At 69.4% G+C, this 16,658-nt stretch carries 16 protein-coding genes; all 16 read left to right on the forward strand.

Annotated elements, in window-relative coordinates; translation table 11 throughout:
• Window positions 1–57 precede the first annotated feature (57 nt).
• On the forward strand, window positions 58–1,266 hold the full coding sequence (locus ACIRRA_RS09755) for an ROK family protein (RefSeq protein WP_402765462.1): 1,209 nt from the start codon (window positions 58–60) through the stop codon (window positions 1,264–1,266).
• Window positions 1,267–1,576: 310 nt separating this feature from the next.
• Window positions 1,577–2,215: a bifunctional pyr operon transcriptional regulator/uracil phosphoribosyltransferase PyrR gene (pyrR, locus tag ACIRRA_RS09760; RefSeq protein ID WP_402765465.1), complete on the forward strand. Its 639-nt coding sequence runs from the start codon at window positions 1,577–1,579 to the stop codon at window positions 2,213–2,215.
• Window positions 2,212–3,177, forward strand: a complete 966-nt coding sequence (locus ACIRRA_RS09765; RefSeq protein WP_402765468.1) for an aspartate carbamoyltransferase catalytic subunit — start codon at window positions 2,212–2,214, stop codon at window positions 3,175–3,177. The genes pyrR and ACIRRA_RS09765 overlap by 4 nt, the downstream gene beginning before the upstream one ends.
• An 88-nt stretch (window positions 3,178–3,265) precedes the next feature.
• Window positions 3,266–4,558 carry a dihydroorotase gene (locus ACIRRA_RS09770; protein WP_402765471.1) on the forward strand — a complete coding sequence of 431 codons (1,293 nt, stop codon included), beginning with the start codon at window positions 3,266–3,268 and terminating at the stop codon, window positions 4,556–4,558.
• Window positions 4,559–4,662: 104 nt separating this feature from the next.
• Window positions 4,663–5,163: a transporter gene (locus ACIRRA_RS09775; protein ID WP_402765474.1), complete on the forward strand. Its 501-nt coding sequence runs from the start codon at window positions 4,663–4,665 to the stop codon at window positions 5,161–5,163.
• Window positions 5,164–5,204: 41 nt separating this feature from the next.
• Window positions 5,205–6,299 carry a glutamine-hydrolyzing carbamoyl-phosphate synthase small subunit gene (carA, locus tag ACIRRA_RS09780; RefSeq protein ID WP_402765477.1) on the forward strand — a complete coding sequence of 365 codons (1,095 nt, stop codon included), beginning with the start codon at window positions 5,205–5,207 and terminating at the stop codon, window positions 6,297–6,299.
• Window positions 6,299–9,604, forward strand: a complete 3,306-nt coding sequence (carB, locus tag ACIRRA_RS09785; RefSeq protein WP_402765480.1) for a carbamoyl-phosphate synthase large subunit — start codon at window positions 6,299–6,301, stop codon at window positions 9,602–9,604. Before carA ends, carB begins: the two co-directional genes overlap by 1 nt.
• The gene (gene pyrF / locus ACIRRA_RS09790) at window positions 9,601–10,425 is read left to right on the forward strand and encodes an orotidine-5'-phosphate decarboxylase (protein ID WP_402765483.1); all 825 of its coding nucleotides are present in this window, start codon (window positions 9,601–9,603) and stop codon (window positions 10,423–10,425) included. Before carB ends, pyrF begins: the two co-directional genes overlap by 4 nt.
• Window positions 10,426–10,528: 103 nt before the next feature.
• Window positions 10,529–11,374, forward strand: coding sequence for a patatin-like phospholipase family protein (locus ACIRRA_RS09795; RefSeq protein ID WP_402765486.1), 846 nt, complete (start codon window positions 10,529–10,531; stop codon window positions 11,372–11,374).
• A gap of 65 nt (window positions 11,375–11,439) precedes the next feature.
• Window positions 11,440–12,288 (forward strand): patatin-like phospholipase family protein, encoded by an 849-nt coding sequence (locus ACIRRA_RS09800; RefSeq protein WP_402765489.1) that lies wholly within the window; start codon window positions 11,440–11,442, stop codon window positions 12,286–12,288.
• Window positions 12,289–12,333: 45 nt separating this feature from the next.
• Window positions 12,334–12,963, forward strand: coding sequence for a LysE family translocator (locus tag ACIRRA_RS09805; RefSeq protein WP_402765491.1), 630 nt, complete (start codon window positions 12,334–12,336; stop codon window positions 12,961–12,963).
• An 83-nt stretch (window positions 12,964–13,046) separates the two neighbouring features.
• Window positions 13,047–13,475 carry a VOC family protein gene (locus ACIRRA_RS09810; RefSeq protein WP_402765493.1) on the forward strand — a complete coding sequence of 143 codons (429 nt, stop codon included), beginning with the start codon at window positions 13,047–13,049 and terminating at the stop codon, window positions 13,473–13,475.
• A 600-nt stretch (window positions 13,476–14,075) separates the two neighbouring features.
• Window positions 14,076–14,399, forward strand: coding sequence for an integration host factor, actinobacterial type (gene mihF, locus ACIRRA_RS09815; RefSeq protein ID WP_033086940.1), 324 nt, complete (start codon window positions 14,076–14,078; stop codon window positions 14,397–14,399).
• A gap of 7 nt (window positions 14,400–14,406) precedes the next feature.
• Entirely contained in the window at window positions 14,407–14,991 is a 585-nt protein-coding gene (gene gmk / locus ACIRRA_RS09820) for a guanylate kinase (RefSeq protein WP_357003179.1), read from the forward strand.
• Window positions 14,992–15,087: 96 nt separating this feature from the next.
• The gene (gene rpoZ / locus ACIRRA_RS09825; protein WP_067713345.1) at window positions 15,088–15,366 is read left to right on the forward strand and encodes a DNA-directed RNA polymerase subunit omega; all 279 of its coding nucleotides are present in this window, start codon (window positions 15,088–15,090) and stop codon (window positions 15,364–15,366) included.
• A gap of 7 nt (window positions 15,367–15,373) precedes the next feature.
• A complete protein-coding gene (coaBC, locus tag ACIRRA_RS09830) occupies window positions 15,374–16,594 on the forward strand; it encodes a bifunctional phosphopantothenoylcysteine decarboxylase/phosphopantothenate--cysteine ligase CoaBC (RefSeq protein WP_354837421.1) in 1,221 nt (406 codons plus the stop codon).
• Window positions 16,595–16,658 lie beyond the last annotated feature (64 nt).

Raw genomic sequence — 16,658 nt, forward strand, 5'->3', positions numbered from 1 at the left:
TTAAATTCCTTTACTATCGGAGTCAAGGGCTGCGGCCGATTGTTTACAGTCGGCTCGATGACGCATCAGGATCGGACGGTCATGGACGAACTCCCTTGGAACAGGCAGCGTTTGCGCAGCAACAACGAGTGGTTGCTGCTCGAGCAGCTGCGCACCGCCGGACCCAGCTCGCGCGCCCAGCTCGCCCGTGACACCGGCCTGTCCAAGCCCACTGTGTCCAGCGCCCTTGCCGCGCTGCAGGAGCACGGGCTCGTGCGCGAGGTCGGGACCGTCGTCCCCGAGCGCGGGCGGACGGCGGTGCTGTACGAACCGGACCCGACCGCGGGCTACGTGCTCGGCATCGACGTCGGCCGCGCGTTCCTGCGGACCGCCGTGGCCGATCTGTCGGGACAAGTACTGTCCCGCACCGACATTCCGAACCGGGCCCGCACCGCCACCGCCCTCGCCCGGACGGCCGCCGGAACGGTGCGCGAAACCCTGTGTGACGCAGCGATTCCCGTGGACCGCATCGTCCATACCGTCCTCGGCAGCCCCGGCGTCTTCGATCCCCAGGACGGCCGCATGCACTACGCCGTCAACCTGCCCGGCTGGGGCCGCGCGGGCCTGCTCGACGAATTGCGCGACGCTCTCGGCGTTTCCGAGCTTTCCGTCCACAATGACGCCAACCTCGCCGCTCTCGGCGAGTACGCTCACGGCGGCGGCCGCGGCAGCCGCCTGTTCGTCTACGTCCTCATCGGCACCGGCCTCGGTGTCGGGATCGTCTCCCAGGGCGAGCTTTTCACCGGTGCCCACGGCGCAGCCGGCGAAGTCGGCTTCCTCCCGGCCGCTTTCGGCGATCCCGCCGCCGGCGTTTCCCGGCGTGGCGCTCTCGAGGAGGCAGTCACCGCCGACGCCGTGGTTCGCGCCGCCCGCGCCCGCGGCATGACCGGCCGCCTCACCGCCAAACGTGTCTTCGATGCCGCCCGCGCCGGCGACGCCATCGCCACCGGGGTGGTCCGCCAGGAAGGCGAACGCATCGCCCTGGTGGTCGCCGCCGTCACCGCGGTCCTCGACCCCGATGTCATCGTCGTCGGCGGCGGCCTCGGCCGCAGCGCCGACCTGCTGCTCGACCAGGTCCGCGCGGCGCTGCAACGGACGACCCCGCTACGCCCGTCCGTCCGCCCGAGCGAACTGGGCGACGACGCCGTGCTGCTCGGCGCCATCGCCACCGCCCTGCGCACCGCCCGCCCCTTGGTCTTCGACCGCAGAACCCCGAGCCGTCACTGACGCCGGTCGTGTCCGGGAACCTGCTCGAACCGGCCGCGACGATCGATGCGGACCCGTGCGCAACAACCCGGCTGCTCCGGCGGCTGGATCGTGAACCTGGCCACAGGGTGACTGGGCTCGCATAGCTGCGGGCTTGCCGGTTGGTCTGGATGTTTCGCGTTCGGGCTGGTCGCGGCCTGTCGGCGAAGGGCGCGCTGACGCGGGTTGCGGAGGGGGTGCGCGGTCAACGGGGTGTAAGCGCGCTGGTAGGGTGACCGCTCGAAAGACATCCTTTAACGGACCGTCCCGTGAGGCGGGGAAGGAGGTCGGCATGGCTGTGCCCGAAGACCGGGCGGCCAAGTCGAGCGCTGCCGAGTTCTCGCAGCGGCACGACCCGGACCGGGTCCAGGCCGGACGCGAGCTGCTCTCGGATTCGGATGTGGGCCGGACCATCGCGCGCATGGCGCACCAGATCATCGAGAAGACGGCTCTGGATTCCGGCGACCCCCAGGTTGCTCGCGTGGTGCTGATCGGCATCCCCACCCGCGGAACCACTCTCGCCCATCGTCTGGCCGGCCGGATCGAGGAATTCTCCGGCGTCCGCCCCGCGATCGGCTCCCTGGACATCACCCTCTACCGCGACGACCTGCGCTCCAAGCCGCACCGTCCGCTCGAGCGCACCTCGGTGCCCGAGGGCGGTATCGAGGACGCGCTGGTGGTGCTGGTCGACGATGTGCTGTTCTCCGGCCGCACCGTGCGCTCCGCGCTGGACGGCCTGCGCGATCTGGGCCGCCCGCGCGCGGTGCAGCTGGCGGTGCTCATCGATCGCGGCCATCGCGAACTCCCCATCCGGGCCGACTATGTCGGCAAGAACGTTCCCACAGCCCGCACCGAGGACATCTCGGTGCTGCTGCGCGAGCACGACGGACGCGACGGTGTGTACCTGCGTCAGGAAGGTGACAACCGGTGAAGCACCTGCTGTCGGTCACCGACCTGGACCGGGACGCCGCCACCGGCCTGCTCGACGAGGCCGAGCGGTTCGAGCAGGCGCTGCTGGGCCGGGAGGTCAAGAAGCTGCCGACGCTGCGCGGGCGCACGGTCATGACCGTGTTCTTCGAGAACTCCACCCGCACCCGCGTGTCCTTCGAGGTCGCGGGCAAGTGGATGAGCGCCGACGTCATCAATGTCAGCGCGTCGAGTTCCTCGGTCTCCAAAGGTGAGTCGCTGCGCGACACCGCGCTGACCCTGCACGCGGCGGGCGCGGACGCGCTCATCGTGCGGCATCCGGCGTCGGGCGCGGCCCATCAGATCGCGCGCTGGTTCGGCGAGATGAACGAGGCCGCAAGCGGTTACGCCGGTCCGGGCCCCGCGATCATCAATGCCGGTGACGGCACACACGAGCACCCGACCCAGGCGCTGCTCGACGCGCTGACCCTGCGTCAGCGCCTCGGCGACCTGGCGGGCAAGCGGATCGTGCTGGTCGGCGACATCCTGCACAGCCGGGTCGCGCGCTCGAATGCGTTCCTGCTCGACACGCTCGGTGCGGAGGTCGTGCTGGTCGCGCCGCGCACGCTGCTGCCGGTCGGCGTGGAAGCCTGGCCGGTGCGGGTCTCGGATTCCCTCGACGCCGAGCTGCCGGGCGCGGACGCGGTCATGATGCTGCGCGTGCAGGCCGAGCGCATGAACGGCGGCTTCTTCCCGTCGGCACGCGAGTACTCGATCCGGTACGGCCTCAACGAGCGCCGCATGAAGATGCTCGACGAGCACGCGGTGGTGCTGCACCCCGGACCCATGCTGCGCGGCATGGAGATCGGCTTCTCCGTGGCCGATTCCCCGAAAGCGGCTGTGCTGCAACAGGTCAACAACGGAGTCCATATGCGCATGGCGGTGCTGTTCCGCCTGCTGGTCGGAACCGACGAGGTGGTCGCGTGATCGGGTCGGGCCCGGAGGCGTCGCTCCTCCTCTCAGCGCTTGCCTGCGTAACCGCGGAGGGCTCCCGATCGCGCGGAAAGGAGACAGCGTGAGCGTCCTGATCAAGAATGTTCGTCTCTACGGCGAAGGCGACCCGGTCGACGTGTTGCTGGCCGACGGCGAGATCCGCGAGATCGGCGCGGGCCTGACCGCGCCGGACGCCGAGATCGTCGAGGGCGCGGGCCAGTTCCTGCTGCCGGGCTTCATCGACCTGCACACGCACCTGCGCGAGCCGGGCCGCGAGGACACCGAGACCATCGAATCCGGTTCCGCCGCAGCGGCTCTGGGCGGCTACACCGCCGTGTTCGCCATGGCCAACACCAGCCCGGTCGCCGACACCGCGGTCATCACCGACCACGTGTGGAAGCGCGGCCAGGAGGTCGGCCTGGTCGACGTGCATCCGGTGGGCGCGGTCACCGTCGGGCTCGAGGGCAAGCAGCTCGCCGAAATGGGCACCATGGCCGCCGGAGTCGGCGGGGTGCGCATGTTCTCCGACGACGGCCACTGCGTCTACGACCCGCTGATCATGCGCCGTGCGCTGGAGTACGCGAACTCCCTGGGCGTGCTCATCGCCCAGCACGCGGAGGAGCCGCGTCTGACCAAGGGCGCGGTCGCGCACGAGGGTCCGACCGCGTCGCGCCTCGGCCTGGCCGGCTGGCCGCGCGCCGCCGAGGAGTCCATCGTGGCCCGCGACGCGCTACTGGCCCGCGACGCCGGCGCCCGCGTGCACATCTGCCACGCCTCCACCGCCGGTACCGTCGAACTGCTGAAATGGGCCAAGGCCCAGGGCATTTCGATCACCGCCGAGGTCACCCCGCACCACCTGCTGCTCGACGACTCGCGCCTGGAGACCTACGACGCGGTGAACCGGGTGAACCCGCCGTTGCGTGAGGCCTCCGATGTGGCCGCGCTGCGCCAGGCCCTCGCCGAGGGCGTCATCGACTGCGTCGCCACCGACCACGCCCCGCACGCCGACCAGGACAAGTGCTGCGAGTTCGCGGCAGCCCGTCCCGGCATGCTGGGACTGGAGACGGCGCTGTCGATCATCGTGGAGACCATGGTCAAGCCCGGACTGCTCGACTGGCGCGGTATCGCGCAGGTGATGAGCGAGAACCCGGCGCGGATCGTGGGCCTGGACGATCAGGGCCGGCCGCTCGCGGTCGGCGAACCCGCCAACCTGGTGCTGATCGATCCGGCCGCCGAATGGACGGTGGAGGCGGACGAACTCGCCTCGATCGCCCGCAACACGCCCTTCCAGGCGATGACCCTGCCCGCGAAGGTGACCGCCACCTTCCTGCGCGGCCGGCTCACCGCCCGGGACGGCAAGATCGTCGCCGGTTAGCGGCGGGTGGGGAACCGAGGAATGAGCGGTCAGGGGCCGGAGGCGGAAGCTTGCGTAACCACGCAGGCCCCCCGCCCATTCCTGGAAGGACACGGAGGACCGTAATGGAGCGCACACTGCAGGTACTGGTTTTGCTGGTGCTGTTCGCGCTGTGCCTGTGGCTCATGTACCGGGCGTGGACCCGGCGGGCCGAGAAGCAGGCTTCGGCGATCGGCGACCTGCCGCCGGTGCCCGCCGACTGCGGCGCGCAGCTGCTGGAGCCGACCACGGGGCTCTACCTCGGCAGCACCCTCGCTCCCAGCTGGATTCGGCGAATCACGGTGGGCGACCTGGGTTTCCGCGCCACGGCGGAACTGACCCGATTCGAGCGCGGCATCCTGCTGGAGCGGGACGGCGCGGCGACGATCTGGATTCCCCAGGAATCCATTACCGCGGTGCGCGCCGAGCGTGGGCACGCGGGCAAGGTAATGACGGAAGACGGTGTGCTGGTGATTCGCTGGACATTGCCGACCGGGACCGAGGTGGATACCGGTTTCCGCGGCGACGACAAAGCGGTGTACCCGGCATGGACCGCAGCAGCTACGAAGACGGGAGACGAGGCATGAGCAGCGGAAATCGGGGCGGGTTAGGGGGAGGCGTCGCGGCGATGGTGCTCGAGGACGGCCGCGTGTTCCGCGGGACGACCTTCGGCGCCGTGGGGCAGACATTGGGTGAGGCGGTGTTCTGTACCGCCATGACGGGCTATCAGGAGACCCTCACCGACCCCAGCTACGACCGCCAGATCGTGGTGGCCACCGCGCCGCAGATCGGCAATACCGGTTGGAACGACGAGGACGACGAGTCCTCGAAGATCTGGGTCGCCGGCTACGCCGTGCGCGACCCCGCGCGCCGCGCCTCCAACTGGCGCGCCACCCGCACCCTGCAGGACGAGCTGGAGAACCAGAACGTCGTCGGCATCGCCGGCATCGACACCCGGGCCCTGGTGCGGCACCTGCGCACCCGCGGTTCCATGAAGGCGGGCATCTTCTCCGGCGAGTCGCTCACCGAATACGAGGACATGCTCGACAAGGTCAACAGCCAGCAGTCCATGCTGGGTGCGGACCTGGCCGGTGAGGTCTCCACCGACGAGATGTACACCGTCGACCCGGTCGGCGAGCACCGCTTCACGGTGGTCGCGGTGGACCTGGGCATCAAGTCGAACACCCCGCGCATGTTCGCCCAGCGCGGCATGCGGGTGCACGTGGTGCCGTCCCACGTCACCTTCGACCAGATCAAGGAACTGAACCCGAACGGTGTGTTCCTGTCCAACGGCCCGGGCGACCCGGCGACCCAGGACACCATGGTGGCGCTCACCCAGCAGGTGCTGGGCGAGGACATCCCGCTGTTCGGCATCTGCTTCGGCAACCAGATCCTGGGCCGCGCCTTCGGGCGCAAGACCTACAAGATGAAGTTCGGCCACCGCGGCATCAATGTGCCGGTCGTCGAACATCATTCGGGCCGCATCTCGATCACCGCGCAGAACCACGGCTTCGCCCTGGAGGGTGAGCGCGGCGAGGTGTTCGACACTCCGTTCGGCAAGGCCGAGGTCAGCCACGTCTGTGCCAACGACGGTGTCGTCGAGGGCGTGCAGCTGGTGAGCGGCCGCGCCTTCTCCGTGCAGTACCACCCCGAGGCCGCGGCCGGACCCCACGACGCCGCCTACCTGTTCGACCGTTTCGCCATGCTGATGGAAGGAGCCTGATGCCACGCCGCACCGATCTCAACCACATCCTGGTGATCGGCTCGGGCCCGATCGTCATCGGCCAGGCTTGCGAGTTCGACTACTCGGGAACCCAGGCGTGCCGCGTCCTCAAGTCCGAGGGCCTGCGCGTCTCGCTGGTGAACTCCAACCCGGCGACCATCATGACCGACCCGGAGTTCGCCGACTCGACCTATGTCGAGCCGATCACCTGGGAATTCGTCGAGAAGGTCATCGCCAAGGAACGCCCGGACGCGATCCTCGCGACCCTGGGCGGCCAGACCGCGCTCAATTGCGCTGTCGCCCTGCACGAGAACGGCATCCTCGACAAGTACGACGTCGAGCTGATCGGCGCGGACTTCGAGGCCATTCAGCGTGGTGAGGACCGCCAGAAGTTCAAGGACATCGTCGCCAAGGTCGGCGGCGAGTCGGCGCGCTCCAAGGTCTGCTACACCATGGCCGAGGTCCGCGAAACCGTTGCGGAACTGGGCTTCCCGGTGGTCGTGCGCCCGTCGTTCACCATGGGCGGCCTGGGCTCGGGCATGGCCTACAACCACGACGACCTCGATCGCATCGCCGGCGGCGGCCTGGCCGCCTCGCCCACCGCGAACGTGCTCATCGAGGAATCCATCCTGGGCTGGAAGGAATTCGAGCTCGAGCTCATGCGTGACGGCAAGGACAATGTCGTCATCGTCTGCTCGATCGAGAACGTGGACCCGATGGGCGTGCACACCGGTGACTCGGTCACCGTCGCCCCGGCCATGACCCTCACCGACCGCGAATACCAGAAGATGCGCGATCTCGGCATCGCCATCCTGCGCGAGGTCGGCGTCGATACCGGCGGCTGCAATATCCAGTTCGCGGTGGACCCGCGCGACGGCCGCCTGATCGTCATCGAGATGAACCCGCGCGTCTCGCGCTCGTCCGCCCTGGCGTCCAAGGCAACGGGTTTCCCGATCGCCAAGATCGCCGCCAAGCTGGCCATCGGCTACACCCTCGACGAGATCATCAACGACATCACCGGCGAGACCCCGGCCTGCTTCGAGCCGACCCTCGACTATGTCGTGGTGAAGGCCCCGCGCTTCGCCTTCGAGAAGTTCCCGGGCGCCGACCCGACGCTGACCACCACCATGAAATCGGTCGGCGAGGCGATGTCCATGGGCCGCAACTTCTCCGAGGCCCTGGGCAAGGTGCTGCGCTCGCTCGAGACCAAGGCCGCGGGCTTCTGGACCCAGCCCGACGGCGAGTGGACCGACGTGCAGGCCATCCTCGACGACCTGAAGGTTCCGACCGAGGGCCGCATCTACCAGGTGGAGCGCGCGCTGCGCCTGGGCGCGAGCATCGAGGACGTGGCCGCCGCCTCCGGCATCGACCCGTGGTTCGTGGCCGAGGTCGCGGGCCTGGTGGAGCTGCGCCAGGAGATCCTCGACGCCCCCGTGCTGGACGAGCCGCTGCTGCGCACGGCCAAGCACTACGGCCTTTCGGATCGCCAGATCGCTTCGCTGCGACCGGAACTCGCCGGTGAGGGCGGCGTGCGCGAGCTGCGCCACCGCCTCGGCATCCGCCCGGTGTTCAAGACCGTCGACACCTGCGCGGCCGAGTTCGAGGCCAAGACCCCGTACCACTACTCGGCCTACGAGCTGGATCCCGCCGCGGAATCCGAAGTGGCGCCGCAGAAGGAGCGCGAGAAGGTCATCATTCTCGGCTCGGGTCCGAACCGCATCGGTCAGGGTATCGAGTTCGACTACTCGTGTGTGCACGCCGCACAGACGCTGTCGGCCGCCGGGTTCGAGACCATCATGGTCAACTGCAACCCGGAGACCGTGTCGACCGACTACGACACCGCCGACCGCCTCTACTTCGAGCCGCTCACCTTCGAGGACGTGCTCGAGGTGTACCACGCCGAGACCGAGTCCGGCACCGTCGCGGGCGTCATCTGCCAGCTCGGCGGCCAGACCCCGCTGAGCCTGGCCCAGCGCCTCACCGACGCGGGCGTGCCCGTGGTCGGCACCTCGGCGGCGGCCATCGACCTGGCCGAGGACCGCGGCGAGTTCGGCGATGTCCTTGTGGCAGCCGGTCTTCCGGCTCCCAAGTACGGCACCGCCACCACCTTCCCGCAGGCCAAGAAGATCGCCAACGAGATCGGCTACCCGGTGCTGGTGCGCCCGTCCTACGTGCTGGGCGGCCGCGGCATGGAGATCGTCTACGACGAGAAGTCCCTCGAGGACTACATCTCCCGCGCCACCGAGATCACCCCGGACCACCCGGTGCTGGTCGACCGGTTCCTGGAGGACGCCATCGAGATCGACGTCGACGCCCTGTGCGACGGCGAGGAGGTCTACCTGGGCGGCGTCATGGAGCACATCGAGGAGGCCGGTATCCACTCCGGTGACTCGGCGTGCGCCCTGCCCCCGATCACCCTGGGCCGCAGCGATATCGAGGCCGTGCGCCGCTCCACCGCCGCGCTCGCCAGGGGCATCGGCGTCAAGGGCCTGCTGAACGTGCAGTACGCGCTCAAGGACGACGTGCTCTACGTCCTGGAGGCCAACCCGCGCGCCAGCCGGACCGTGCCGTTCGTCTCCAAGGCCACCGCGGTGCCCCTCGCGAAGGCCGCGGCGCGCATCGCGTTGGGCGCCACCATCGCCGAACTCCGCAAGGAGGGCCTGCTCCCGGCCGAGGGCGACGGCGGCTACGCGCCGATCGACGCCCCGGTCGCGGTCAAGGAGGCCGTGCTTCCGTTCCACCGCTTCCGTCGCCCGGACGGCACCGGCGTGGATTCGCTGCTCTCCCCGGAGATGAAGTCCACCGGCGAGGTCATGGGCATCGACGCCGACTTCGGCACCGCGTTCGCCAAGTCGCAGTCGGCCGCCTACGGTTCGCTGCCGACCGAGGGCACCGCGTTCGTGTCGATCGCCAACCGCGACAAGCGGGCCATGGTGTTCCCGGTCAAGCGCCTGCACGACCTGGGCTTCCGCATCCTCGCCACCGAGGGCACCGCGGAAATGCTGCGCCGCAACGGCATTCCGTGCGATCGGGTGCGCAAGCACTCCGACGACGCGCCGGATCAGCCCAGCATCGTGGACATGATCAAGGACGGCGACGTCGACATCGTGTTCAACACCCCGTACGGCAACAACGGCCCGCGCGTGGACGGCTACGAGATCCGCACCGCCGCGGTGGGCGCAAACATCCCGTGCATCACCACCGTGCAGGGTGCGGCCGCGGCCGTGCAGGGCATCGAGGCCACCATTCGCGGCGGCATCGGGGTGCGGTCCCTGCAGGAACTCCACGCGGCGCTGCGCGGATGACGACCTTCGGTGTGCGGCTGCGGGAGTCGATGCGCGAGCACGGCCCGCTGTGCGTCGGCATCGACCCGCATCCGCCGCTGCTGCGGGCCTGGGGCCTGAGCGAGGACGCCGCGGGCGTGGCGAAGTTCGCCGACGCCTGCGTGCGTGCCTTCGCGGGCCGGGTGGCGCTGGTCAAACCGCAGGTGGCGTTCTTCGAGACCTACGGTTCGGCCGGAATCCTGGTGCTGGAGGAGACGATCGCCGCACTGCGGGCGGCGGGCACCCTGGTGCTCGCCGATGCCAAGCGCGGCGATATCGGCTCCACCATGGACGCCTACGCCCACGCCTGGCTGGGTGACGGCCCCCTCGGCACGGACGCGGTCACCGTCTCCCCGTACCTCGGATTCGGTTCGCTCGCACCGGCTCTGGAGCTCGCGCAGGCCAATGACCGCGGCGTGTTCGTGCTGGCCGCCACCTCCAACCCGGAGGCGGTGGAACTGCAGACCATCACGGGCCCGGACGGTCGTAGCATCGCCCAGCGCATGGTCGACGACGCGGCCGCCGCCAATGCCGGAGTCGAATTCGGTTCCGTCGGTGTGGTGGTCGGCGCGACCCTCGACGCGGCCCCGGATCTGAGCCGGCTCAACGGCCCGATCCTCATGCCCGGCGTCGGCGCGCAGGGCGGGGGAGCGGACTCCATCCGCAAGCTGATCCCCGCGAGCGATCTCGGCGCGGTGCTGCCGAACGTCTCGCGCGAGGTCCTCGGTGCGGGCCCGACGGCCTCCGCGCTGAAGGAGAAGGTGGCCGAGCTGGCCGCGGAATTCGCCTTCCTCCAGGACTGATTCACCACGGTCGACGCCTCGGGGCACCGGATCGAATCCGGTGCCCCGAGGCATCGCGGGACGCTTCCCCGGGTCCGCCGCGAGTTGCGGCTACAGTAGCGGCATGTCTACCCCTGTGTCGCCCAACGGATTTCGCAACGCACTTGTGCTCGGCGGTGGCGGAGCCGTCGGCATCCTCTGGATGACCGGTCTCGCGGTCGGCCTCCGGGAACTGGGGATCGACCTGTCGCGGGCCGATCGTTTCGTCGGCACCTCCGCCGGTGCGGTCGTCGCCGCCAACCTGGCGAACGAGGTCGACCTGGTGGCCCTGGTCGCGGCCATGCCCGCGGCCGATCCAGACGCGCCGCAGGTCGACGGCTCGGGCCTGCAGCAGATCATCGCCACGGTGATGGCGCTCGGGTTGAGCGTGACCGAGAGTCGTCGCCGCATCGGTGAGCTCGCGCTGGAGCGGAACGTCGGCGATCCCGCCGACCATGTCACCCGCATGTCGCGGCTGCTCGGCTCGACCGGCTGGCCCGACCGGGATCTCGTCGTCACCGCCACCGATGTCGCGACCGGCAGACTGCAGACCTGGTTCCCCGACGGCAAGGCCACCCTCGGCGAGGCGGTCGCCGCCAGCACCTCGGTCCCGGGCATCTTCCCGCCCATCCCGGTGGACGGGAGGTACTACATCGACGGCGGCATGATTTCGCCGATCAATGCCGGGCTCGCCGCGGGCGCGGAGCTGATCGTCGTGGTCGAACCGATGGCGGGCATGTTCCCACACGCGCCGTCGGACAGTGAACTGGGTGATGCCACAGTGATGTTCGTGGTGCCCGACGACGAGGCGAAGGCGGCCATCGGTCCCGATGTCTTCGACCGCGCCGCGCTGGGGCCCGCCTACGACGCCGGGTGGCGGCAGGCCGCCGAGGTCGCCACGCGCCTGCGCGAGGTCTGGCCGACCGCCTGAGCCTGACATCCGCGGTATCGGAGGATACTTCTCCGCTTCGCCGGTTTTGCGGTTACAGTGGCGGCATGTCTGCCGCGGTGCCGCCCAACGGAATTCATCACGCCCTCGTGCTCGGAGGGGGTGGCGCGGTCGGCCTGAGCTGGATGGCGGGCGTCGTCATCGGACTGCGCGGGGGCGGAATCGACGCCGCCCTGGCCGAACGTATCGTCGGCACCTCCGCCGGTGCGGTCGTCGGGGCGGCCCTGGCCGCCGAGGTCGACCTCACCCTGCTGCTGCGGCGGCCCGGACCCGACTCCGACCTGGAACCGATCGAGTTCGACCCGAACGGCTTCGGCGAGATCCTGGGCCTACTGGCCACGCCCGGGCTGGATCCCAAGGAGGCCCGCCGCCGCGTCGGCGTGCGCGCGCTGGAGATGAATGTCGGCGACCCGGCCGACCACATCACCCGTATCGGCGGGTTCGTCGGCAATGTCGGCTGGCCGCGGCGCGATCTGCGGATCACCGCCATCAGCGTCACGACCGGTGACCTGCAGGTGTGGACGCCCGACGGCAAGGCCACCCTGCCCGAGGCGCTGGCCTCGAGTACCTCGGTTCCCGGTGTCTTCCCGCCGATTTCGATCGACGGCACCGATTACATCGACGGCGGCATGCGCTCACCCATCAATGCCGACCTGGCCGCGGGCGCGGAACGCATCCTGATCATCGAACCGCTCGCGCACCTGTTCCCGCACAGTCCGTCGGATCGCGAGCTGGGCGGCGCGGTAACGCGTTTCATCGTCCCGGACGCCGAGGCCATTGCCGCCTACGGTCCCGACCTGTTCAACGCCGCCGCCCTCGAACCCGCCTACGAGGCCGGTCTGCGACAGGGCACCGAGGCGGCTCCGGGCCTGGAGGACTTCTGGCCCGCCGCCTGAATCCGGCGTCGGAACCGCTCTCCGGCCGCCGCGTAGGCTGGCCCGGTGCTGTCGCTCACCGAAGTTCTCACGCTGGCCGGGGTGATCGTGCTCGGCTCCATGTCGCCCGGACCGGATTTCCTGATCGTGCTGCGGAATTCGGTGGTCTCCGGCCGACGCGCCGGAGTCGCCAGCGCGGGCGGCATCGCGGTCGGCGTGTTCGTGTGGGCGCTGGTCACCGCGGTCGGCGTCGCCGGTCTGCTGGCCGCATCGGCCCAGGCGTACACGGTGGTGAAGCTGGTCGGCGCGATCTACCTGGCCTACATCGGCATTCGCGCGCTACTGGCCGCACGGCGCGGTGACTACCGGCCCGATCCCGACGCGGCCGCGAACCGTCGCGGCGCGCTGGTCGCCTTCCGGCAGGGCCTACTCACCAACCTGCTGAATCCCAAATGCGCCGTGTTCTTCATCGCACTGGTGCCGCAGTTCCTGCCCGCCGATCCCTCGGCGCTGGGCACCCTCGAACTGGCCGTGGTGTGCACGATCGCCAACCTGTTCTGGTTCGTGATCCTGGCCTTCGGCGTGGGCGCGTTGCGGCACGTGTTCACCCGCCGCCGGGTGCGCCGCGCCCTCGACGCCGCCATGGGCACCTTCATGGTCGGCCTGGGTCTGCGAATCGCCATGGAGAGCAACTGATTCCGTCCCGGAGCGCCTGTTTCGCCGCCTTCCCCGAGCACTAGGATGAAACCCGACCGCTCGGTAGAAAGGTGGGATTTCTCATGTCCGACGCCGGCCTCGGCCTCGTCTCCTACGGCCAAACCCGCGTCCTGGTGGACGATTTCGCGTCCAGCTATCGCTTCTATCGCGACGTCCTGGGCCTGCCCCTGAAACAGGAGGTACCCGGCGACGTCCCCGAATCCGACGCCGGCCCCTACGCCTGCTTCACCCTCGGCGGCCAGGATCTCGCGCTGTTCACCCGCGCCTACATGGACGCCGCGATCGGCGCCGCGCACCGCCCGCGCGGCGAGATCGACACGGTCGTCGTGGTTTTGCGCGTCGCCGATGTCGACCGGGCCGTCGAGACCCTGCGCGAGCGCGGCGCCCGGATCGCCGCCGAGCCCGCCGAGCAGCCCGCGTGGGGCATGCGCGTGGCGCACGTGCGGGCCCCGGAGGGCACGCTCGTGGAGCTGTGCCAGTACGACGACTGACTCGATCTTGTTCGCCGTTGGCGAACCATCCGGCGACCCGATCGAACGCTTGTCCGTATCGCGTCTCTCACGCCCGCCGCACTGCGGCGGGCGTAGTTCGTCGGGGCCGGGAGGTTTAACCCGTCAGTGGCCGCGTGAGGGGCGGAAAAGGGCCGTTCCGGCGGTGGCGGAGCCACCCCGCACCGGCCCGACCTGCAAAGGAAGGTGTCGGAATTGCGCGTTTCGGCACTGCTCGCGATGCCTCGGGTGAGACGCGACACGCGGTGCTGAATCGAACGACACGCCGAGAATTCCAAGAAAAATCCAGGTCGCGTGATTACAGGTCGGTCACGGTTTCGCGCGGGGCCCGTCCGACCTCTCCCGGGCCCTGTCAAGTCCGCGAAAAAGCCCTGGCTGCAAGGCTATTCGTGACCGTGCCGGGCGGATCGCCGGGGCCGGTCCGGCACCGACCGCGGTGCTGCGCATCCGGCCCGGTCGCGGCCCGAATCACCCGCTGACCTGGGGGGTGGGTTCGCAATCGGCAAGCGTCGTGGGTACGGTCGCTGAGACCACCGGGTTACCGGAGGTAGATCAAGCAATGAACGATGAGACGGAGGAACCGTGGCCCTTCCCCAGCTGACTGACGAGCAGCGCGCCGCTGCTTTGGAGAAGGCGGCTGCCGCTCGCCGCGCTCGGGCGGAGCTCAAGGAGCGCTTGAAGCGTGGTGGCACCGATCTGAAGACGGTCCTTGCGGACGCCGAGAAGGACGAAGTCCTCGGCAAGATGAAGGTTTCGGCGCTGCTCGAGGCCCTGCCGAAGGTTGGCAAGGTCAAGGCGGCCGAGATCATGAGCGAGCTCGAGATCGCTCCTACCCGCCGCCTGCGCGGACTGGGCGACCGGCAGCGTAAGGCGCTGCTGGCCCGGTTCGACTTCAGCGCCGAATAATCCGAGGGTGGTCGAACACACTCGGAAGGGTCGACTGGTAGTTCTGGTCGGCCCCTCGGCCGTCGGTAAGTCCACCGTCGTGCGCTGCGTGCGCGAACGACTGCCCGAATTGGTATTCAGTGTGTCGGCCACCACCCGGGCTCCGCGGCCCGGGGAGGTCGACGGCCAGGACTACCGATTCGTCACCCGTGAGAAGTTCGACGCCATGATCGAGGCGGGCGAACTGCTCGAATGGGCCGACATCCATGGTGGACTGCAGCGGTCGGGCACCCCGGCCGTACCCGTGCGGGAAGCGCTCACGTCCGGACACCATGTCCTGATCGAGGTGGACCTCGAGGGCGCGCGCTCGATCCGCAAGACCATGCCGGAAGCCAAACTGGTCTTCCTGGCCCCACCCAGCTGGGACGAGCTGGTGTCCCGCCTGACCTCGCGCGGGACGGAATCGCCCGAGGTGATCGAGCGTCGTCTGCAGACCGCTCGCACCGAATTGGCTGCATGTGACGAGTTCGACATCGTCATCGTGAACGACCACGTGACCAGCGCCTGTGAGCAGTTGGTATCGTTGTTCGTTAGCACAAATTCGGGGTCTTAGCCCCGGAAACCCCGGCTCGTCTCTGTTCTGATCGCTCGAGCAGGGCGGTGAGCCGGGAAAGCCACCCTTCCGAACAACCCCGCAGGAGCCTTCCTAGTGAGTACGGACATCAAGACCGCGCCCGCCTACGACACTCCGGTCGGCCTCACCAACCCGCCGATCGACGAACTGCTGGAGCGGACTTCGTCCAAGTACGCGCTGGTCATCTACGCGGCCAAGCGGGCTCGGCAGATCAACGATTACTACAACCAGCTCGGCGACGGCATTCTCGAATACGTCGGTCCGCTGGTCGAGCCGGGTCTGCAGGAGAAGCCGCTGTCGGTGGCGATGCGCGAGATCCACGCCGACCTGCTCGAGCACTCCGAAGGGGAGTAGTCCCGCGGTGACCCGGATCGTCGTCGGAGTCGGCGGCGGTATCGCCGCCTACAAGAGCTGCAACCTCGTGCGCCGGTTCACCGAAACCGGGCACGAGGTTCGTGTCATTCCCACCGAGTCGGCGCTGCAATTCGTCGGCAAGGCCACCTTCGAGGCGCTGTCCGGCCACCCCGTGCACACCGGTGTCTTCGCCGATGTGCCGGAGGTGCCGCACGTGCGTCTCGGCCAGGAGGCCGACCTGGTCGTCATCGCCCCCGCCACCGCGGACCTCATGGCCCGCGCCGCGCAGGGCCGCGCCGACGATCTGTTGACCGCGACGCTGCTGACCGCGCGCTGTCCCATCCTGTTCGCCCCGGCCATGCACACCGAGATGTGGGAGCACCCGGCCACCCGGGCGAACGTGGCGACGCTGCGCGCGCACGGCGCCGTGGTCATGGAACCGGCCTCGGGCCGGCTGACCGGCACCGACACCGGCCCGGGCCGGCTGCCCGAGCCGGAGGAGATCTTCGGTCTGGCCCGGCTGCTGCTCGAACGCGCCGACGCCCTGCCGCGCGACCTCGAGGGCCGCCGCGTCGTGGTGTCGGCGGGCGGCACCCGCGAACCGCTGGATCCCGTTCGCTTCCTGGGCAATCGGAGTTCCGGCAAGCAGGGCTACGCGATCGCCCGCCTGGCCGCCCAGCGTGGCGCGCAGGTGACGCTGATCGCGGGTAATACGATCGGGCTCGAACCGCCGGCCGCGGTCGAGGTCGTGCACGTGACCACCGCCGAACAGCTGAAGGTGGCCGTCGACAAGCACTCGCTGGGTGCGGACGCGGTCGTCATGGCCGCGGCTGTGGCCGACTTCCGCCCGGTGAACGTGGCGGCGGCTAAGATCAAAAAGGGTGCGGGAGAACCGGATTCGATCGCGCTCGCCAAGACACCGGATATCCTGGCCGGGTTGGTGCAGTCCCGTCGCGACGGGCACCTACCGGGCACCGCGATCGTCGGCTTCGCCGCCGAGACCGGGGACGAGCACGCGGATGTGCTCACCCACGCCCGGGCTAAACTGGCCCGTAAAGGCTGCGACCTGCTGGTCGTGAATGCCGTCGGGGAGGGGAAGGCCTTCGAGGTCGACACCAACGACGGCTGGTTGCTCGGTGCCGACGGCACCGAGATCGCCCTGGACCACGGGTCCAAGGCACTGCTGGCCAGCCGGGTGCTGGATGCACTCGGCCCCTTGCTCCGCTGAAGCCTCGGCACCGCAGGGTCGGGCACTCGCCGCTGTCTCCCACTGGGACGACAGATAACGGGGA

Origin of the sequence: Nocardia sp. NPDC101769 (genome assembly GCF_044766925.1) — a bacterium.
In the GTDB taxonomy this organism is placed as follows: Bacteria; Actinomycetota; Actinomycetes; order Mycobacteriales; family Mycobacteriaceae; genus Nocardia.

Excerpts from the sequence above, each read along its gene's own strand:
- ACIRRA_RS09755 (WP_402765462.1), top strand. The coding sequence starts at position 58 with ATGACGCATCAGGATCGGACGGTCATGGACGAACTCCCTTGGAACAGG.
- pyrR (WP_402765465.1), top strand. The coding sequence starts at position 1,577 with ATGGCTGTGCCCGAAGACCGGGCGGCCAAGTCGAGCGCTGCCGAGTTC.
- ACIRRA_RS09775 (WP_402765474.1), top strand. The coding sequence starts at position 4,663 with ATGGAGCGCACACTGCAGGTACTGGTTTTGCTGGTGCTGTTCGCGCTG.
- carA (WP_402765477.1), top strand. The coding sequence starts at position 5,205 with ATGGTGCTCGAGGACGGCCGCGTGTTCCGCGGGACGACCTTCGGCGCC.
- carB (WP_402765480.1), top strand. The coding sequence starts at position 6,299 with ATGCCACGCCGCACCGATCTCAACCACATCCTGGTGATCGGCTCGGGC.
- pyrF (WP_402765483.1), top strand. The coding sequence starts at position 9,601 with ATGACGACCTTCGGTGTGCGGCTGCGGGAGTCGATGCGCGAGCACGGC.
- ACIRRA_RS09795 (WP_402765486.1), top strand. The coding sequence starts at position 10,529 with ATGTCTACCCCTGTGTCGCCCAACGGATTTCGCAACGCACTTGTGCTC.
- ACIRRA_RS09800 (WP_402765489.1), top strand. The coding sequence starts at position 11,440 with ATGTCTGCCGCGGTGCCGCCCAACGGAATTCATCACGCCCTCGTGCTC.
- ACIRRA_RS09810 (WP_402765493.1), top strand. The coding sequence starts at position 13,047 with ATGTCCGACGCCGGCCTCGGCCTCGTCTCCTACGGCCAAACCCGCGTC.